This window comes from Pandoraea communis, assembly GCF_902459745.1.
Lineage (GTDB): Bacteria > Pseudomonadota > Gammaproteobacteria > Burkholderiales > Burkholderiaceae > Pandoraea > Pandoraea communis.
Genome location: NZ_CABPSJ010000004.1, coordinates 493,863 through 511,953, shown reverse-complemented (window position 1 = coordinate 511,953; position 18,091 = coordinate 493,863). Strand labels below are relative to the sequence as shown.

General features: G+C 62.9%; 16 protein-coding genes. 9 read left to right on the top strand and 7 right to left on the bottom strand.

Annotation, left to right across the window (positions count from 1 at the left end; translation table 11 throughout):
• Positions 1-43: 43 nt before the first annotated feature.
• Positions 44-694 (bottom strand): phosphoribosylglycinamide formyltransferase, encoded by a 651-nt coding sequence (purN, locus tag PCO31110_RS17045; RefSeq protein WP_150690947.1) that lies wholly within the window; start codon positions 692-694, stop codon positions 44-46.
• Positions 695-916: 222 nt separating this feature from the next.
• Between purN and PCO31110_RS17040 the strand changes: the two genes are divergently transcribed.
• The 7 genes from PCO31110_RS17040 to dut all read left to right on the top strand — a co-directional run bounded on the left by PCO31110_RS17040 (position 917) and on the right by dut (position 9,823).
• Positions 917-1,909, top strand: a complete 993-nt coding sequence (locus PCO31110_RS17040) for a bifunctional riboflavin kinase/FAD synthetase (protein WP_036663243.1) — start codon at positions 917-919, stop codon at positions 1,907-1,909.
• Positions 1,910-2,067: 158 nt separating this feature from the next.
• Positions 2,068-4,905: an isoleucine--tRNA ligase gene (gene ileS, locus PCO31110_RS17035; protein WP_150690946.1), complete on the top strand. Its 2,838-nt coding sequence runs from the start codon at positions 2,068-2,070 to the stop codon at positions 4,903-4,905.
• Positions 4,905-5,447 (top strand): signal peptidase II, encoded by a 543-nt coding sequence (gene lspA / locus PCO31110_RS17030; protein ID WP_150690945.1) that lies wholly within the window; start codon positions 4,905-4,907, stop codon positions 5,445-5,447. The genes ileS and lspA overlap by 1 nt, the downstream gene beginning before the upstream one ends.
• A 135-nt stretch (positions 5,448-5,582) precedes the next feature.
• Positions 5,583-6,794, top strand: coding sequence for a bifunctional phosphopantothenoylcysteine decarboxylase/phosphopantothenate--cysteine ligase CoaBC (gene coaBC, locus PCO31110_RS17025; RefSeq protein ID WP_150690944.1), 1,212 nt, complete (start codon positions 5,583-5,585; stop codon positions 6,792-6,794).
• Between the two features lie 195 nt (positions 6,795-6,989).
• Positions 6,990-8,210 carry an MFS transporter gene (locus PCO31110_RS17020; protein WP_150690943.1) on the top strand — a complete coding sequence of 407 codons (1,221 nt, stop codon included), beginning with the start codon at positions 6,990-6,992 and terminating at the stop codon, positions 8,208-8,210.
• 54 nt (positions 8,211-8,264) lie between these two features.
• Entirely contained in the window at positions 8,265-9,305 is a 1,041-nt protein-coding gene (locus PCO31110_RS17015; RefSeq protein WP_010807115.1) for an LLM class flavin-dependent oxidoreductase, read from the top strand.
• Positions 9,306-9,376: 71 nt separating this feature from the next.
• On the top strand, positions 9,377-9,823 hold the full coding sequence (gene dut / locus PCO31110_RS17010) for a dUTP diphosphatase (protein WP_010807116.1): 447 nt from the start codon (positions 9,377-9,379) through the stop codon (positions 9,821-9,823).
• A gap of 89 nt (positions 9,824-9,912) precedes the next feature.
• On the opposite strand, the gene clpA is transcribed toward dut, so the two are convergent.
• Both clpA and clpS read right to left on the bottom strand, forming a co-directional pair.
• On the bottom strand, positions 9,913-12,210 hold the full coding sequence (gene clpA / locus PCO31110_RS17005) for an ATP-dependent Clp protease ATP-binding subunit ClpA (RefSeq protein ID WP_150690942.1): 2,298 nt from the start codon (positions 12,208-12,210) through the stop codon (positions 9,913-9,915).
• Positions 12,207-12,521 carry an ATP-dependent Clp protease adapter ClpS gene (gene clpS / locus PCO31110_RS17000; RefSeq protein WP_010807118.1) on the bottom strand — a complete coding sequence of 105 codons (315 nt, stop codon included), beginning with the start codon at positions 12,519-12,521 and terminating at the stop codon, positions 12,207-12,209. Before clpS ends, clpA begins: the two co-directional genes overlap by 4 nt.
• Positions 12,522-12,962: 441 nt before the next feature.
• On the opposite strand from clpS, the gene cspD reads away from it, so the two are divergent.
• Positions 12,963-13,169, top strand: a complete 207-nt coding sequence (cspD, locus tag PCO31110_RS16995; RefSeq protein WP_010807119.1) for a cold shock domain-containing protein CspD — start codon at positions 12,963-12,965, stop codon at positions 13,167-13,169.
• A gap of 578 nt (positions 13,170-13,747) precedes the next feature.
• Here the strand turns inward: cspD and PCO31110_RS16990 are convergent.
• The 4 genes from PCO31110_RS16990 to PCO31110_RS16975 all read right to left on the bottom strand — a co-directional run bounded on the left by PCO31110_RS16990 (position 13,748) and on the right by PCO31110_RS16975 (position 16,946).
• Complete coding sequence (locus PCO31110_RS16990; protein ID WP_010807120.1) at positions 13,748-14,062, bottom strand: non-heme iron oxygenase ferredoxin subunit; 315 nt, start codon at positions 14,060-14,062, stop codon at positions 13,748-13,750.
• Between the two features lie 13 nt (positions 14,063-14,075).
• Positions 14,076-14,549, bottom strand: a complete 474-nt coding sequence (locus PCO31110_RS16985; protein ID WP_150690941.1) for an aromatic-ring-hydroxylating dioxygenase subunit beta — start codon at positions 14,547-14,549, stop codon at positions 14,076-14,078.
• 12 nt (positions 14,550-14,561) lie between these two features.
• Entirely contained in the window at positions 14,562-15,758 is a 1,197-nt protein-coding gene (locus tag PCO31110_RS16980; protein WP_150691052.1) for an aromatic ring-hydroxylating dioxygenase subunit alpha, read from the bottom strand.
• Between the two features lie 174 nt (positions 15,759-15,932).
• Positions 15,933-16,946: a 2Fe-2S iron-sulfur cluster-binding protein gene (locus tag PCO31110_RS16975; protein ID WP_150690940.1), complete on the bottom strand. Its 1,014-nt coding sequence runs from the start codon at positions 16,944-16,946 to the stop codon at positions 15,933-15,935.
• Between the two features lie 162 nt (positions 16,947-17,108).
• On the opposite strand from PCO31110_RS16975, the gene PCO31110_RS16970 reads away from it, so the two are divergent.
• A complete protein-coding gene (locus tag PCO31110_RS16970) occupies positions 17,109-18,020 on the top strand; it encodes a LysR family transcriptional regulator (protein WP_010807124.1) in 912 nt (303 codons plus the stop codon).
• Positions 18,021-18,091: the final 71 nt, after the last annotated feature.

Sequence of the window (18,091 nt, the reverse complement as noted above, 5' to 3'; positions counted from 1 at the left end):
CCGGATTGATTCGCGCCATCGCGGCGTTGTGTCGGGCGTGTGCTCATGCGTCGTCACCAAAAAACCATTGCGGATCGGGCGTGCCGTCGGCCGCGGGTGTCACCGTCACGCGGCCATCGGCCACGACCAGACGGTCTTCCACGAACCAGCGCACGGCGCGCGGATAAATGATGTGTTCCAGCGGCAGGATGCGCTCGGCGAGTGTCTCGGGCGTGTCCCCTGCGCGCACCGGCACGACCGCTTGCAGCACGTACGGGCCGTGATCGAGTTCGGCCGTCACGAAATGCACCGTGGCGCCGACAACCTTGCAGCCGGCTTCCAGGGCACGGGCGTGCGTTTGCAGGCCAGGAAAGGCAGGCAGCAGCGACGGGTGGATGTTGATGAGCCGGCCGGCGTAACGTTCGGTAAATTCCGGCGTGAGAATGCGCATGAAGCCGGCGAGCACGACCAGATCGGGCTGGTGACGGTCGATTTCCGCGGCCAGTTCGGCGTCGAATGCCTCGCGGGTCTTGCCGCGGCTGGGCACCACGGCCGTGGCGATACCGTTTTCCTGCGCGAATCCGAGACCGTCGGCCTCGGGGCGATTGGCGATGACAGCGGCCACGCGGGCCGGCCAGCCTTCTGCGGTACAAGCCCGGACGATGGCTTGCATGTTGCTGCCTCGTCCGGAAATCAGGATGACAATGTTCTTCATCGCCGGATTTTATCATTGGCGCGGCGCACCAGACATCCGATCCACGCCGCGATGGCCCCGAAGCGTTTATAATTCAACGTTCTGCGGCGCCGCAATGTCGGATCGGCCGTCCTGCGCATCGGGCCCGGCCCGCCATCGCAGGCCACCGGGTCCCCCACCACTGTGCCGCACGGTTCCTCCACCAACGCTCACTCAACGTCCTGAACTGACGCTTCCTTTATCGTGCGAGTCTTCCGGGGTCTACCCAACGCGCAAAGCAAAGCGCCCTGCGTGCTGACGATCGGCAACTTCGACGGCGTGCACCTGGGCCATCAGGCACTGCTCGCGCGCGTGCGCGCTGCAGCGGCCGCGCGCGGCCTGCCGGTGTGCGTGATGACGTTCGAGCCGCATCCCCGCGAGTACTTCATGCCCGACCGGGCGCCCGCGCGCATCTCGAATCTGCGCGACAAGTTCGAGGCGCTGCGCTCGCAAGGCGTCGACCGTCTGGTGGTGGAACACTTCAACGCGCATTTCGCGGGCCAGTCCCCCGAAGACTTCGTTCGCAACATCATCGTCGACGGCCTGCACACGCGCTGGTTGCTCGTCGGCGACGATTTCCGCTTCGGCGCGAAACGCGCGGGCGACATCGAATATCTGCGTGAGGCCGGTCGCCGCTTCGACTTCGTCGTCGAACAGATGCCGACCATCGCGCACAACGGCGTACGCATTTCCAGCTCGGAAGTGCGCACCGCGCTTGCAGACGGCAATTTCGAGCGCGCCCACGCGCTGCTTGGCCGTCCGTATGCCATTACCGGTCACGTCGTGCATGGCATGAAGCTCGGCCGCAAGCTGGGCTTTCCGACGCTCAACCTGCGCATCGCCCACAAGCATCCGGCCCTCACGGGCATTTTCGTGGTGCAGGTGCACGGTCTGGCGGACAAACCGCTGCCCGCCGTCGCCAGTCTGGGCCTGCGCCCGACGGTGGACGACTCCGGGCGCGTACTGCTCGAAGTGCATTTGCTCGACTTCTCGGGCGATTGCTACGGCAAGCTGGTGCGCGTGGAGTTTTTGCAAAAGCTGCGCGACGAAGCCAAATTCGACGGACTGGCCGAACTCGAAGCCGCCATCGCACAAGACACGCGCGAGGCCCGCGCCTACTTCGCACACGCCCTCGACGCCAATAGCCCGAGTGCCCGGCGCGACTTCGCCACCTCGGCGACCGACCGAATTAGTTGATCTTCGCCCGCGTGCGCCGGCGCCCAGCGCCTCGCGCGCGGCCCGCGTGCGCCACTGGCACCTGCCCGAGCGTTGCACTCCCGGCCCACAAGGCCTGACGTCGACGCCACCGGCGCGAGCGCCCTACACCCGACATTCCAAATTCCTAGCGACTCACCATGAGCGAAAAGAAAGCCCCGAGCAAATATCCTGTCAACCTGCTGGACACGCCGTTCCCGATGCGCGGCGATCTGCCCAAGCGCGAGCCTCAGTGGGTCAAGCAATGGCAGGACAAGAAGATCTACGACAAGATCCGCCGCGCAAGCAAAGGCCGTCCGAAGTTCATCCTGCATGACGGCCCGCCGTATGCCAACGGCGACATCCACCTCGGCCACGCGGTCAACAAGATCCTCAAGGACATGATCGTCAAGGCACGCAGCCTGGCGGGCTTCGACGCCGCCTATGTGCCGGGCTGGGATTGCCACGGCATGCCGATCGAAATCCAGATCGAAAAGCAGTTCGGCAAGCACCTGCCGGTGCGCGAAGTGCAGGAAAAGGCGCGCGCCTACGCGGCGGAACAGATCGAACGCCAGAAGCCCAACTTCAAGCGTCTGGGCGTGCTCGGCGACTGGGACAATCCGTACAAGACCATGAACTTCTCGAACGAAGCGAACGAGCTTCGTGCGCTCGCGAAGATCATGGAGAACGGCTACGTCTACCGTGGACTGAAGCCGGTGAACTGGTGCTTCGACTGCGGCTCGGCACTCGCCGAAGCGGAAGTCGAGTACAAGGACAAGACCGATCTGGCCATCGATGTCGGCTTTGCCTTCGCCGAGCCGGAGAAAGTCGCGAAGGCCTTTGGCCTGCCGAAGCTGCCGCACGAAGACGGCCACATCGTCATCTGGACGACCACCCCGTGGACGATCCCGTCGAACCAGGCGCTCAACGTTCATCCGGAAGTCGAATACGCGCTGGTCTCGACCGAGCGCGGTCTGCTGATTCTGGCAAGCGAACGCGTTGAAGACTGCCTGAAGACTTACGGCCTGCACGGCGACATCATCGCCCGCACGAAGGGCGAAGCGCTCTCGCTGATCCGCTTCCGTCATCCGTTGTCGACGGCCGACGCCGGCTACGAGCGCACCTCGCCGGTCTATCTCGGCGACTACGTGACGACCGAGACGGGTACGGGCATCGTCCACTCGGCCCCCGCCTATGGCGTGGAAGACTTCGTGTCGTGCAAGGCGCATGGCATGTCCGACGCGGATATCCGCATGCCGGTGCTGGGCGACGGACGCTATCAGGACAGCCTGCCGCTGTTCGGCGGCCAGTCGATCTGGGACGCCAACCCGCAGATCGTCGAAGCCCTGCGCGAAGCCGGTACGCTGTTCCACTCGTTCAAGTACACGCACAGCTACATGCACTGCTGGCGTCACAAGTCCCCGATCATCTACCGCGCCACCAACCAGTGGTTCGCCGGCATGGACGTGAAGCCGGCCGACGGCGCACCGGGTGAGGGACAGACCCTGCGCGAGATCGCGCTCGCCGGCATCGAGGCCACCGAGTTCTTCCCGGCGTGGGGCAAGCAGCGTCTGCACAACATGATCGCGCACCGCCCGGACTGGACGCTCTCCCGCCAGCGCCAATGGGGCGTGCCGATGGCCTTCTTCGTGCACAGGGAAACCGGTGCGCTGCACCCGCGCACCCCGGAACTGCTCGAAGCGGTGGCCAAGCGCGTGGAAACCGAAGGCATCGAAGCGTGGCAAACGCTCGACCCGGTGGAACTGCTCGGCGACGAGGCCAAGGATTACGTGAAGAACCGCGACACGCTCGACGTGTGGTTCGACTCGGGCACGACGCACTGGCACGTGCTGCGCGGCTCGCACGCGCATGAGCTGGGCTTCCCGGCCGATCTGTATCTGGAAGGCTCGGATCAGCACCGCGGCTGGTTCCATTCGTCGCTGCTCACGGCCTCGATGATCGATGGCCGCCCGCCGTACAAGGCGCTGCTCACGCACGGCTTCACGGTCGACGGTCAGGGCCGCAAGATGTCGAAATCGATCGGCAACACGATTCTGCCGCAAGACATCGCAGACAAGCTCGGCGCCGAAATCATCCGCCTGTGGGTGGCGTCGACCGATTACTCGGGCGAGCTGTCGATCTCGGATGAAATCCTCAAGCGCGTGACCGAAGGGTATCGCCGTATCCGCAACACGCTGCGCTTCCTGCTCTCGAATCTGGCCGATTACGACCACGCGAAGCACGCGCTGCCGGCCGACCAATGGCTGGAAATCGACCGCTACGCCGTGGCATTGGCGCAGTCGCTGCAAACCGAAGTGCTGAGCCACTACGACCGCTACGAATTCCACCCGGTCGTGGCCAAGCTCCAGACGTTCTGCTCGGAGGATCTCGGCGGCTTCTACCTCGACATCCTGAAGGATCGTCTGTACACGAGCGCACCGGACGCCCCGGCACGCCGCGCCGCCCAGAACGCGCTGTACCACATCACGCACGGCCTGCTCAAACTCATGGCGCCGTTCCTGTCGTTCACGGCGGAAGAAGCGTGGCAAGTGTTCCAGCCGGGCAACGACACGATCTTCACCGAGACGTACTACGCTTATCCGGAAGTCGCGGAAGGCACGCGCCTGCTCGAGAAGTGGTATCTGCTGCGCGCGGTGCGCGGCGACGTCACCAAGGCGCTCGAAGAGGCCCGCGCGGCCGAGCAGATCGGCTCGTCGCTGCAAGCGGAAGTGGACGTGCGCGTCTCGGGCCGCAAGTTCGAAGTGCTGGCGAGCCTCGGCGACGATCTGCGCTTCGTGCTGATCACGTCGGCGGCGGCCGTCACGCAGGTTGCCACCGAGGCCGAGGAAGGCGTGCTCGTCACGCCGTCGTCGCATCAGAAGTGCGAGCGTTGCTGGCACTATCGTGAAGACGTGGGGGCAGACGCCGCTCACCCGACCCTTTGCGGGCGCTGCGTGTCGAATCTCTTCGGCAGCGGCGAACACCGGAGCGCGGCATAATGGCAGGCAAAGCAGGCGCTCGTACGGGCGCACGACGTAGCAACAACGGTGGCGCCCGCGGGGGCGCCACGTACGGCCTGGCCCCGTGGCTCGGGATCGCGATCGTTGCAATCCTGCTCGATCAGGTCACCAAGCTCACCATTCTGAAGACGTTCCAGTACGGCGAATTCCGTCCTCTGACCTCGTTCTTCAATCTGGTGCTGGTGTACAACAAGGGCGCGGCGTTCAGCTTTCTGGCGGCCGCAGGCGGCTGGCAGCGCTGGTTCTTCACGCTGCTCGGCATCGTCGCGGCAACGGTCATCATCTGGCTGCTCAAGCGTCATAACGGCCAGAAGATGTTCTGTCTGTCGCTCTCGCTGATTCTCGGCGGCGCGCTGGGCAACGTGATCGATCGCGTGATTTATGGTCATGTGGTGGACTTTCTGGACTTTCACGTCGGCGGCTGGCACTGGCCGGCGTTCAACGTGGCCGACTCGGCCATTTGCGTGGGCGCAGTGCTGCTGGTGATCGACGAGTTGCGACGCGTGCGGCGCGGCAAGTAGTGCACACGGCATAGGCACCGCAGCGTCTGCGGTGCGATTCGCTCACGCTGCCACGGCACGTGTTGCGGATTCGAAGCAAACACCGTCGCGGCGCCCCGGAGGCGCCGCGCGGCACTTTGGAGGAGGCATTTCCCTATGGAACGCGGTGAACTTGCGGGCAAAACCATCGTTCTCGGCCTGACGGGCGGCATCGCCTGCTACAAGTCGGCCGAACTCACCCGGCTGCTCATCAAGGCCGGCGCAACGGTGCAGGTCGTCATGACCGAAGCCGCCACGCAATTCATCACGCCGCTCACGATGCAGGCGCTCTCGGGGCGCCCGGTCTTCACCAGCCAGTGGGACAACCGCGTCGATAACAACATGGCGCACATCGACCTCTCGCGCGAGGCCGACGCCATTATCGTCGCGCCCGCCTCCACCGACTTCCTCGCCAAGCTTGCGCACGGCATGGCCGACGATCTGCTCTCGACGCTGTGTGTGGCGCGCGACTGCCCGCTGCTGGTCGCGCCGGCGATGAATCGCCAGATGTGGGCCAACCCGGCAACCCAGCGCAATGCCGTGACCCTGCGCGGCGATGGCGTCACGATTCTCGGTCCCGGCAGCGGCGATCAGGCATGTGGCGAAATCGGCGACGGACGCATGCTCGAACCGGAAGACCTGTTCGAGGCACTCGCCGGTTTCTTTCAACCGAAACGCCTCGCCGGACGCCACGTGCTGATCACCGCCGGCCCGACCTTCGAACCCATCGATCCGGTGCGCGGCCTGACCAACCTGTCCAGCGGCAAGATGGGCTTCGCGCTCGCGCGTGCCGCCGCGCAGGCGGGCGCCGACGTGCATCTGATCGCCGGCCCGACCACGCTGGCGACGCCCTACGGTGTCACGCGCAGCAACGTGCAAACGGCGCAGCAGATGTACGACGCCGTGATGGCCGACGTGGCGCATCGCGACCTCTTCATCGCCGTGGCCGCCGTGGCCGACTGGCGTGTGCGCGAAGTGGCGCACGACAAGATCAAGAAGACTGGCGATGCCGATGTGCCGACGCTCGAATTCGTCCAGAACCCCGACATTCTCGCGGCGGTGGCGCAGTTGCCGAAGCCGCCGTATTGTGTGGGCTTCGCCGCCGAATCGGGCGATCTGGAAACGCACGGCGCGCAAAAGCGCAAACGCAAGCAGGTGCCGCTGCTCGTCGGCAATCTCGGTCCCGCCACGTTCGGGCAGGACGACAACGAAGTCATTCTCTTCGACGACGCCGGGCAGAAACGCCTGCCGCGCGCCGACAAGCAGTCGCTCGCGCGCAGCCTGATCGCCGAAATCGCCGCGCGCCTGCCCTCGCGCACGCCCGATTGACGCGCGCACCATCGCACCGCTCTCCCGCTTTTCCGTCTGTCATCGTCGTTGTCCGGCGACGCTGGCAGACTGCCGGGAACGTCCGGCTCACGGCTTTACCGAATCAGCGCATCACAGCACCACAGCATCACGGCATCGGGACCTGACGCCTTCAGCATTTCGGCCCTCGGGCCATTGCACACGATAACAATCAAAATGACGCAACCTCCTACGACCGCGCGGCCGGTTGTCAGTGTCTACGGAACACTGAGCATGCTCGCCGCGATCATGTTCTTCGGCTTCATGACGATCGGCATGCCGTTGCCCGTGCTGCCGGTCTACGTCCATGAAACGCTCGGCTACGGCTCGTTCGTTGTCGGTGTGACCATCGGCATTCAGTCGGTCGTCACGCTGCTGTTGCGCTCTTACGCCGGACGCACGGTCGACACCCGTGGCCCGCGCCGCGCGGTGCTCACCGGCCTGTGCGGGTGCGCCGCAGCGGGCGTGCTGTATCTCGTCGCATCGATCGTGCCGGACCCCGCGCTCGCGCTGGGCATCCTCATCGCCGGACGCGTGGTGCTGGGCTTCGGCGAGAGCCTGATCCTGACCGGTGGCATGTCGTGGGGCATCGGTCTGCTGGGCGCGGCTCACGCGAGCAAGGCCATTTCGTGGCAAGGGGTGTCGATGTACACGGCGCTCGCCATCGGCGCGCCGTTCGGGGCTTACCTGCTACAGGCGGCGGGCTTTACCGTGGTCTCTCTCGTGAATATCGCCCTGCCCGCCGTCGCGTTCCTCATCGCGCTGCGTCTGCCGGCCGCCGCCCCTGTCGGTGGGCACCGCCTGCCGTTCCTGCGCGTCGTGGGCCTCGTGTGGCGTCCGGGTCTGGCCATGACGCTGGGGAGTATCGGCTACGCTGTCATCGCCGCGTTCATCACGCTGTACTACGCGAGCCACGCTTGGTCCGGGGCCGCCTACGCGCTGACGCTCTACAGCGCCTGCTTTATCGGCATGCGCATTCTGCTAGCGCACGCGGTCGATCGCTTCGGCGGACGCCGCGTCGCCATGGGCTCGCTCGTGTTCAGTGCCATCGGCCAGTTCCTGCTGTGGGGTGCGGTGAGCCCGAATATGGCCCTCCTGGGGGCAGGGCTGACGGGGGTGGGCTTCTCGCTGGTCTTCCCCGCCTTGGGCGTGGAAGCCTTGCGACAGGTGCCGCCGCAAAATCGTGGTGCGGCGCTGGCGGCTTACTCGGCGTTCTTCGATCTGGCCCTCGGCCTGATCGGGCCGATGGCCGGCCTCGTCGCCAACTATTTCGGCTATGCCTCGATCTTCCTGTGCGGCGCACTCGGCGGGATCGTGGCGATTGTGATGATTGCGCGCCTGCCGCATGCAGGCCCCGGCACGGCACCGGTGGACGCGTCCGCCGGGAGCGGTCACTGATTTTCACGACTAGGTGTCGACGTGCGGGTGCCGTCGACCTGGAGCATCGAACTCATGACACCAACGACTTCTGCACGTATCAAGCTGTCGATCCTCGACCAGACACCTGTGATTCACGGCCATAGCGTGGCGGATGCCATCGCGGCGACCGTCGAACTGGCACAAGCCGCCGACGACCTCGGCTACACACGCTACTGGTGCGCCGAGCATCATGGCCTGCGCGGTGTTGCAAACCCGGCGCCGGAAGTCATGATCGCGCGGCTGGCCAGCGTGACGAAGCGCCTTCGGGTCGGCTCCGGCGGTGTCATGCTGCCGTACTACAGCCCGTTCAAGCTGGCCGAACAATTTCTGATGCTGGAGGCGCTGTTCCCGAATCGAATCGACCTGGGTGTAGGACGCGCGCCCGGTGGCGACATGCGCACGGCGCGCGCCGTCGCGAAAGGGCCTTACGATGCAGGCGAGAACTTCCCGCAACAGGTCGCCGAGCTGGCGGGCTTGTTCGGCGGCACACTGGCCGACGATCATCCTTACCGTGGGGTACTGCTGCAACCGGCGATAGAAACGCGCCCCGAGTTGTGGGTGCTCGGATCGAGCGAATTCGGCGGCCTGCTCGCCGCACAGCTTGGCCTGCGATACTGCTTCGCGCACTTCATCAACGCGCACTACGGCCATCGCGTGACGCAGGCGTATCGCGAACGCTTCACGCCGGGACAACTTGAAAAGCCCTACTGCTCAGTGGCGCTCTTTGTCATCTGCGCCGATACCGACGCAGAGGCCGAAGCACTGGAAGCCGGTGTCGATCTACGTCGCGTGCAGATGGCGTACGGCATGAACGAGCCGATTCCGAGCATCGAACAGGGTGCCGAAGCGAAACCGCAATATCGTGACCGGGAGTTGTCCGTCATCGCGCGTGAGAAGCCGCGTAGTATCATCGGCACCCCGGAGCGCGTCACCGCGCGCGTGATGGAATTGCAGGAACAGTTCGAGGCCGACGAGATCGTCGTGTTGACCGTGGCCGGCAGCTACCGTGCCCGCCTGCGTTCTCACGAATTACTCGCGCAAGCGTTCTCGCTGCGCGCGCCCGATGGCGATTGAGCGCCCTCTGAGCGCGCCGCCTCCCCGAACGAACTTTCGACCGATTACGCCTTTTCCAACGCCATAACGCCATGAAACTCGACGTCAAGATTCTCGACGAACGCCTGCGCTCGCAGTTGCCCGCCTATGCCACGCCGGGCAGCGCCGGGCTTGATCTGCGTGCCTGCCTCGACGCGCCGCTGACCATCGCCCCCGGACAGACCGTGCTCGTGCCCACCGGGCTGGCGATCCATCTGGCCGATTCGGGCTATGCGGCGCTGATTCTCCCTCGCTCGGGCCTCGGCCATAAGCATGGCATCGTGCTTGGCAATCTGGTCGGGCTGATCGACTCGGATTACCAAGGCCAGTTGATGGTCTCGACCTGGAACCGCGGCAACGAGCCCTTCGTGCTCAATCCGTTCGAGCGTCTGGCGCAACTCGTGATCGTGCCGGTCGTACAGGCCGAATTCAATATCGTGGATGAATTCCCCGAGAGCGATCGCGGTGCCGGTGGCTTCGGCAGCACCGGTAAGCACTGACGTCACGCCGCTGCGTCAACCGCACGCCGTCACAAAAAGAAAAGCGCCGCATAAAGCGGCGCTTTTTTTGCTGCAAATAGCGTTGAGGATTACTCGACTTCGGCAGCTTCCGGCTGTGCACGGGTGTTGCCGTCCTCGGGGAAGGACAGTTGCACCTGATCGTGCTCGTCCAGATCCACCGTGACCCGGCCACCGCTGGTCAGACGCCCGAACAACAACTCGTCGGCCAGTGCACGACGGATCGTGTCCTGAATCAGACGCTGCATCGGACGCGCCCCCATGAGCGGATCGAAGCCCTTCTTCGCGAGGAAAGCCCGCAGCTTGTCGCTGAAGACCACTTCGACCTTCTTCTCGTGCAGTTGGTCCTCCAACTGGATGAGGAACTTGTCGACCACGCGCAGGATGATCTGCTCATCGAGCGGCTTGAAGCTGATGATCGAGTCCAGACGGTTGCGGAACTCCGGCGTGAACATGCGCTTGATATCGGCCATTTCGTCGCCGGCCTGACGCTCGTTCGTGAAGCCGATGCTCGCCCGGTTGATCGTCTCGGCGCCCGCGTTGGTCGTCATGATGATGATGACGTTGCGGAAATCTGCCTTGCGACCATTGTTGTCCGTCAGCGTGCCGTGATCCATCACCTGAAGCAGCACGTTGAAGATGTCCGGATGCGCCTTCTCGATTTCGTCGAGCAACAGCACGCAGTGCGGCTTCTTCGTGATCGCCTCGGTCAGCAAGCCGCCCTGATCGAAACCGACATAGCCCGGCGGCGCGCCAATCAAACGGCTCACCGCGTGACGCTCCATGTACTCCGACATGTCGAAGCGAATCAGTTCGATGCCCAGCGTGAACGCGAGTTGCTTGGCGACTTCGGTCTTGCCCACACCGGTCGGGCCCGAGAACAGGAAGGCGCCGATCGGCTTATCCGTCTTGCCCAGCCCGGCACGCGACATCTTGATCGCGGCGGACAAGGCGTCGATGGCCGGGTCCTGACCGAACACCACGCTCTTCAGGTCGCGGTCGAGCGTCTGGAGCTTGCCGCGGTCATCCGCCGACACGCTCTGCGCCGGAATACGCGCAATCTTCGAGACGATCTCTTCGATCTCGCCCTTGCCGATCGTCTTCTTCTGCTTGGACTTCGGCAGAATGCGCTGAGCGGCACCGGCTTCGTCGATCACGTCGATGGCCTTGTCAGGCAGGTGACGGTCGGTAATGAACTTGGCGGACAACTCGGCAGCCGCCGAAAGCGCACTCGACGAGTACTTCACGCCGTGGTGCTCTTCGAAACGCGACTTCAGCCCACGCAGAATCTGCACGGTCTGTTCGACGGTCGGTTCGTTCACGTCGATCTTCTGGAAACGGCGCGACAGTGCCGCGTCCTTTTCGAAGATGCCGCGATATTCGGTAAAGGTCGTCGCACCGATGCACTTGAGCTGTCCGGACGACAACGCCGGCTTGAGCAGGTTCGAGGCATCGAGCGTGCCGCCCGATGCAGCGCCCGCACCGATCAGCGTGTGAATTTCGTCGATGAACAGGATCGCATTGTTGCGCTCCTTGAGTTCCTTGAGCACGGCCTTCAGGCGTTGCTCGAAGTCACCGCGATACTTGGTGCCGGCGAGCAGCGCGCCCATGTCCAGCGAGTAGACGGTGGCGTCCTGCAGAATCTCGGGCACTTCGCCGCGCGTCACGCGCCAGGCGAGGCCCTCGGCAATGGCCGTCTTGCCTACGCCGGCTTCGCCGACGAGCAGCGGATTATTCTTGCGGCGGCGGCACAGTACCTGCACCACGCGCTCGACTTCCGGTTCGCGCCCGATGAGCGGATCGATCTTGCCGTCGCGCGCCATCTGGTTAAGGTTCTGGGTGTACTGCGCGAGCGGGCTTTCCTTGGTGTTGGCACCCTCTTCACCCTCGGCACTCCCTTCGCCGGCTTTGGCCGACTCGCCGGACGCGCCGGTCTTGGTAATGCCGTGGGAGATGAAATTGACGACGTCCAGACGCGTCACGCCCTGCTGTTGCAGGTAGTAGACGGCATGGGAGTCCTTTTCACCGAAGATGGCGACCAGCACGTTCGCACCCGTGACTTCCTTCTTACCGTTGGAAGTGGATTGCACGTGCATGATGGCGCGTTGAATCACGCGCTGGAAACCAAGCGTGGGCTGTGTGTCGACCTCATCGCTACCCGGCACCGTCGGCGTATTGTCGGCGATGAAGTTGCGCAGGTTCTGCCGCAAATCGTCGAGATTTGCCGCGCAGGCGCGCAACACTTCGGCAGCGGTCGGGTTATCCAAGAGGGCAAGCAACAGGTGCTCGACCGTAATGAATTCGTGTCGTGCCTGGCGCGCTTCCATAAACGCCATGTGCAGGCTGACTTCCAATTCCTGGGCAATCATGCTTCCTCCATCACGCACTGCAGCGGGTGCCCGGACTGCCTTGCATGGCTAACAACTTGCTCAACTTTGGTCGCCGCGACGTCGCGCGTAAAGACCCCACAAACTCCCCTGCCCTCACGGTGAACCTTGAGCATGATCTGCGTTGCAGACTCCCGGTCCTTATTAAAATATTCCTGAATGACCATCACCACGAATTCCATCGGGGTGAAATCGTCATTCAACAGTACCACCTTGTACATCGATGGCGGCTTGAGCTGCTGCTCTTGCCGCTCCTGTACGGTGTCGTCATGCGTTGTCGGTAAGGTTGCCATACGTGGATTCTAAACAACTCCCGGGCGCAGGAAGCAATCGGAGCCCCTATTGCCGCCTGCCGTCCGGTAGTCCACCGGAATGCCAACACTCGCCGATCGGCGCGCGCGTTGTCCAGCAAGGCGCCGCAGCCCCGACCATCGGGGGTGCCACACCCATATGAGTCAGCTTAACCCAAATTTCAAGGGCGTGTCTCTGCACGCTATATACACGCCCAGGCATAAGGGTAAAACCTGATCGAACACAACTTCTATCGTTCAAAAAGGGCTTGACACTATTGGCAGTTAGCGAAAACAATCATCGTGGCGCTTTTCCTCTATAAGTGTTTTAAAAGAAAAGATGCCTGGGTGAGCCTAAGAAGCCGCCGCCAGCCGGCGGGTTTTTCAGATGTGCTCGTTGTTGCGGTGATATGTAGTAGTAGTAATTGTTTAGGGGAAGTTTGTATGGCAACCGGTACGGTCAAATGGTTTAACGATGCCAAGGGTTTTGGTTTCATCACGCCGGATGAGGGTGGCGAAGATTTGTTCGCTCACTTCTCGGCGATCCAGATGAATGGTTTCAAGACCCTCAAGGAAGGTCAGAAGGTGCAGTTCGAGGTCGTCCAAGGCCCGAAGGGCAAGCAGGCTTCGAACATCCAGGCGGCTGCCTGAGAGTAGCGCCGTTCGATGCATTAGAAACCCGGCTTCGGCCGGGTTTTTTATTGCATCGCAACAATGCACGCACCATGGTGAAACATTTTGGATCCGTTTTTGGATGCAAAATAGAACGCAACTTTCCGCTCCGCCCCCTGAACTTCTCGAAATTTAACTGCGCTTAATCTCTTATAAATTTTCATTAACCGCAATATTCCACTCCGTTATTAAAATAATGCCCGGCACTCCTGATTTGCGGAAATCAATTACGCAATTCGCCGAACCGACTAAGTATTCCTACGCAGTCGCATACTCAACCGGTTTCATGAAGTCATACACCGGGCACCGCGAAGAAATCGTCTTTATAACGACACCCAAAGCGAAACCGGCAGCGGCCGGGGGCACGGCAAGACTGACCATTTGTTTCACATATGACACAAATGATCCGGCCGAATCCTCCTGCCCGGACACACGCCAGGCCGCCCCCACAGACGGCCGCCTCCCGTCGTGCAAATGCGACGGGCCGCCCGCAGGCGCCCCGTTTGGACGGCTTCCACTAATGTGGACACGACGCCAGCCCAGCGACGGCAGTCCCGTCAGCCCAGATCGACGTAGACCTTGTCAGCCTCGATCCGAATCGGATAGGTTTTCACGGCCTCAGTGAGCGGCGCGCACATGGCTGCGCCGGTCCGCACGTCGAATTTCCCTTGATGCAGCGGGCACTCGATCTCATGCCCCTCCAGAAACCCATCGCACAGACGCGCGTTTCCGTGGGTACACACGTTATCGGTCGCGAACACTTCGCCGTCTACCCCGTACAGGGCAACGTCCCGACCCGCCACGATCACGCCGATCACATCGTCCTCGGGAATCGCGTCACGCGACGCCGCCTCGATCCAGTTACCGCTCATGATGTTCCTCGCTTCAAATGGGGTAGATCAGCGAGTTAGGAATCATCTCGCTGTCAAATATGCATTGGCGCGACGCGAACTTCCATCCGTCGCCGGTTCGTTTGACCACATCCAGATAGCGCCCGACCGACAGGATGTCGGTGAGTTGATCCGGCTTCGTGCGAAACACCGCGTAGTTGGCTTCGACGTGCAGCGTGTCGTCGTCAAGCTGCCGGATGGAGGGCAGTCCGATCACGTGACGCTGGTAGTACGGGTCGTGAAACAGCGTGTCGCGAATGCCGTAGATGCGATCGCGCAGCATCCCCTTGCTCTCGAACGACAGCGTGGCCAGCGGCAACCCCATGTCGAAGTTCTCGCGCGGCTGAATGCGGTACACGCAGTCGTCGAGGAAGAAGTCGGGCCAGGCATCCCATTGCTGCGCATCGAGCGCCGCCGCATAGGCGGCATTGAGTTCGATCACGGCCTGAAACGTTGCAAAGTCCACCATCGTGTCGCCTCCTCAAACGACCATGACGCGGCGCCAATAGGCGTACATGCCGCGAATCAGGGTTTCCGTGACCATGTGGTCGGTGTTCTCCACACCGGTGCCGCCCAATTCGGCGATCGTGCGATGCCATGGCTTTTGCGCGAAGCCCTCCTGCGAGCACTCGATCGCCTCGCCGTCGTCGGCCGACACGAAGCCGGCCGGCCCGAACAGATTTGCCTGACGCAAACGGCGCTGCGTCATTTCCTCGGTGTCGTCTTCGAAGCCGAAATGCGTCCAGACGAAATCGAATGCATCGGGTCCGCGCGGCTGGATATGACGCGTCGACACGGAGTTGACCTGCTGTTGCAGGATCACGCTGGGAAAGAGTGTCATGAGCACTGCCGTCGGCCCCTTCCACCAGTCTTCCTGCACGATGTCGAGAAAGCGCATGTCGTTGAGCGACATCGACGCCTTGAAGCTCGACACCCCCGATGTCACCTCGCCGCCACCACCCTGCCCGCGCGTGGAGATCATTGCGGCGTGCCGTCCGTGTTCGTCCATCACCAGACGCGACTTGTTATCCGCGCGCCACAAGCCGAACGTCACGAACCATGTGTGCAGAAGGCCCGGGTGATACGGATCTTTGATGTTCTCCTGCATCAGCTTCCAGTTCCCCGGAATTCGCTGCTTGTTGTAGCCGAGGAGTTTCAGCTTCCTGCCATCGAACAGACGGTCGAAGTACGCGCAGATATCCGGGCCGAGAAAATCTTCGAGCGATTCCACGTCGTGATCGAACGACGAGAAAATCACGCCACCGCGCGTGGCGACCTTCAGTTTGGTAAGGCCGTGATCTTCCGGCCTGAAGTCCTTCGGCATGCCGCCGTTGACCTTGCCGTCCTGCTTCACGCCGCGCCGGAACGGCACACCTTGCAGATTGCCCTTCAGGTCGTAGTTCCACTGGTGATATGGACAATGAAAGTCCGTGCGATTACCCCGTTTTTCGCGGCAGAACTTCATACCGCGATGCGCACAGACGTTTTCCACGACGTTGACCTCACCCGACGCGTCGCGCGTCACGATGACGGAGCGCTCGCCAATCACCGTGCGTTTGAAATCGCCCGGATTCGGCACTTCGGCTTCCAGAGCGACGTAGTTCCAGTGATTGCGATAGAAGCACTCGTCCAGCTCGCGCCGATAGAGTTGCGCGTCGGTATAGACGCGAAAGGGAATGCGGCTCGAGCCCTCGGCAGGCCAGAGATCCGAAGGCTCAGCGCCGGCGGACTGCGCCGGGTCGAACCCGGTCTGCGGTGTTGTACTCACGATCGTCTCCTGAGGGGGATGCGGGGAACGCGGGCAATACAAGGGAACGGGAGGCACATGAACCTGCGGGAAATGCCCGCTCCGTCATGCCGCCTTCGCGTAGAACGCGTCGGCGTAGATATGTGCACCATCGATGCCGCGCTCGCGCAGAAGCCGCGTGGCGGCGTCGACCATCGGTGGTGCACCGCAGAGGTACGCACGCCAGCCGGCCAGCGCATCGGGTGCGGTGTAGTCGGCCGCGAGCGCGTCGGTGACATGCCCCAGACGGAACGCGTGATCCGCTTGCCCCGGCGTACCGGTAGTCGTCACGACATGCAGACGAATGCCGTCGTGTTGCGACGCGAGTTCATGCAGCCACGCGAGGCCGTACACGTCTGCCAGCGAGCGCGCACCGACATAGATTTCGATGCGGTTGGTCATGCCACGCGCGAGCGCGCCACGCACGATCGACAGCACAGGCGCAAGCCCGGTGCCCCCGGCAACGCAGAGCATCGGGCCGTCGTGACGCGTACGCAGATACGAAGTCCCAAGCGGCCCCGACACCCGCACGGCATCGCCCACCTTGAGTTGCTCGTCGACGTAGCCGGTGACGGCACCGCCAGGCACCCGGCGAATGTGGAATTCGAGCGTGTCGTCGGCATCGAGTCCGGCCATCGAGTACGGGCGGATATGCGCGGGCGTGAATTGCAGCGTGGCGTACTGACCGGGCGAGAAGCTGAGCGGCTTCGCGGGCTTGAGCACCAGACGCCTGATGTCGTGCGTCAGCGGTTCGACGGCGAGCACCGTCGCCTTGAGGATCCTGGCGGGATGCACGACGACTTCGTCCACCTCCGGCAACTCGATCTCGCAATCGCCATGCAAGGTGGACTGACAAGCCAGCACATACCGCGCCGGGTCCGCATTGTCGTCGTGGTGACGGTATTCAACGCCTTTGGCTTCCTGCACGTCCCCCGAGATCACCCGGCAGCGGCAAGTGCCGCAGCGCCCGGACAGACAACTGTACGAAATCGGGATCTGACGATCGGTAAGCGCTTTCAGCAGGTTGTCGCCGGGCGCGACGTCAAGGCGCTCGCCAAGCGGCTGCACGTGGACTTGCATGGGGATTGTCTCCGTTATGACAGCGCTCGCCGGGCGCCGCATCTGGCGTTCAAACGCCGTTTTCAGGAAGCATCGCGCAACCCGCGATATAAACCAATAGAATCTCGTTTATATCGCCCATAAATTTCAGTGATTTCACTGCTCGCCGAGACATGTCGCCCCATGGACCTGCATTCCGTCGACCTGAACCTGCTGGTGGTCTTCCAGCATCTGTACAACGCGAGACGCGTTTCCCGCGTCGCGGAAGCCCTTGGCGTTACGCAACCTGCGGTCAGCAATTCGCTCGCGCGGCTACGCAAGTTGTTCAACGACGAGCTATTCATCCGCACTTCGCGGGGCATGCTGCCAACGCCAATGGCGATCGAACTGGCCGCTCCGGTGGCAACCGCGCTGGACGCGTTGCATGGTGTCTTCAACCGCCAGCCAGCCTTCGATCCGGCAACGAGTCAGCGCGCGTTTCAGATCGCCATGACGGACATCGGCGAAGTGCACTTTCTGCCGAAGCTCATGCACGCGCTCGGTGAGCGGGCGCCGGGCATCACGGTCAGCACGGTGCGCAACACGGCCGTCAATTTGCGCGAAGAGATGGCGGCAGGTCAGGTGGATCTCGCCGTGGGGCATCTGCCCGATCTCACGGCCGAGTTCTTCCAGCGGCGCCTGTTCCGGCAGAAGTATGTGTGTATGTTTCGTCCGGGGCATCCGCTCGACAAACCGAAGAGGACACGCATGGCGCGGGAGGATTTCGAGCGGGCGGAACAGGTCATGGTGATCGCCGCAGGTACGGGGCACGGGCAGGTCGACGACCTCATGGCGCGCGCCCACGTGCAACGCAACATCCGGCTGCGCGTGCCGCATTTCGTCGCGCTCGCCGACATCCTGCATGCCACGGATCTCATCGCGACCGTCACGGAAAAGTTCGCGCAGCGCAGCGCGCGGCACTTCGGCTTGCGTTACGTCGACCATCCGCTGGATTTGCCGGAAGTGCAGATCAACCTGCTCTGGCATGCACGCTATCACCAGGAACCGGCGAGTCAGTGGATGCGTACGCTGTTATTCGATCTGTTTTCGGAGTGACGTATGGAAAACACGCGAGAAGCCTGGCACGCTGACCTAGCGCATCCGCTCCTTGCGTTGCATGCACGCAT

What these genes read in the sequence shown, in the direction of transcription:
- purN (WP_150690947.1), bottom strand. Translation starts at nt 694, where the DNA reads ATGAAGAACATTGTCATCCTGATTTCCGGACGAGGCAGCAACATGCAA.
- PCO31110_RS16970 (WP_010807124.1), top strand. Translation starts at nt 17,109, where the DNA reads ATGGACCTGCATTCCGTCGACCTGAACCTGCTGGTGGTCTTCCAGCAT.
- clpS (WP_010807118.1), bottom strand. Translation starts at nt 12,521, where the DNA reads ATGGCAACCTTACCGACAACGCATGACGACACCGTACAGGAGCGGCAA.
- ileS (WP_150690946.1), top strand. Translation starts at nt 2,068, where the DNA reads ATGAGCGAAAAGAAAGCCCCGAGCAAATATCCTGTCAACCTGCTGGAC.
- PCO31110_RS17020 (WP_150690943.1), top strand. Translation starts at nt 6,990, where the DNA reads ATGACGCAACCTCCTACGACCGCGCGGCCGGTTGTCAGTGTCTACGGA.
- PCO31110_RS16985 (WP_150690941.1), bottom strand. Translation starts at nt 14,549, where the DNA reads ATGGTGGACTTTGCAACGTTTCAGGCCGTGATCGAACTCAATGCCGCC.
- lspA (WP_150690945.1), top strand. Translation starts at nt 4,905, where the DNA reads ATGGCAGGCAAAGCAGGCGCTCGTACGGGCGCACGACGTAGCAACAAC.
- PCO31110_RS16990 (WP_010807120.1), bottom strand. Translation starts at nt 14,062, where the DNA reads ATGAGCGGTAACTGGATCGAGGCGGCGTCGCGTGACGCGATTCCCGAG.
- dut (WP_010807116.1), top strand. Translation starts at nt 9,377, where the DNA reads ATGAAACTCGACGTCAAGATTCTCGACGAACGCCTGCGCTCGCAGTTG.
- PCO31110_RS17015 (WP_010807115.1), top strand. Translation starts at nt 8,265, where the DNA reads ATGACACCAACGACTTCTGCACGTATCAAGCTGTCGATCCTCGACCAG.
- coaBC (WP_150690944.1), top strand. Translation starts at nt 5,583, where the DNA reads ATGGAACGCGGTGAACTTGCGGGCAAAACCATCGTTCTCGGCCTGACG.
- clpA (WP_150690942.1), bottom strand. Translation starts at nt 12,210, where the DNA reads ATGATTGCCCAGGAATTGGAAGTCAGCCTGCACATGGCGTTTATGGAA.
- cspD (WP_010807119.1), top strand. Translation starts at nt 12,963, where the DNA reads ATGGCAACCGGTACGGTCAAATGGTTTAACGATGCCAAGGGTTTTGGT.
- PCO31110_RS16975 (WP_150690940.1), bottom strand. Translation starts at nt 16,946, where the DNA reads ATGCAAGTCCACGTGCAGCCGCTTGGCGAGCGCCTTGACGTCGCGCCC.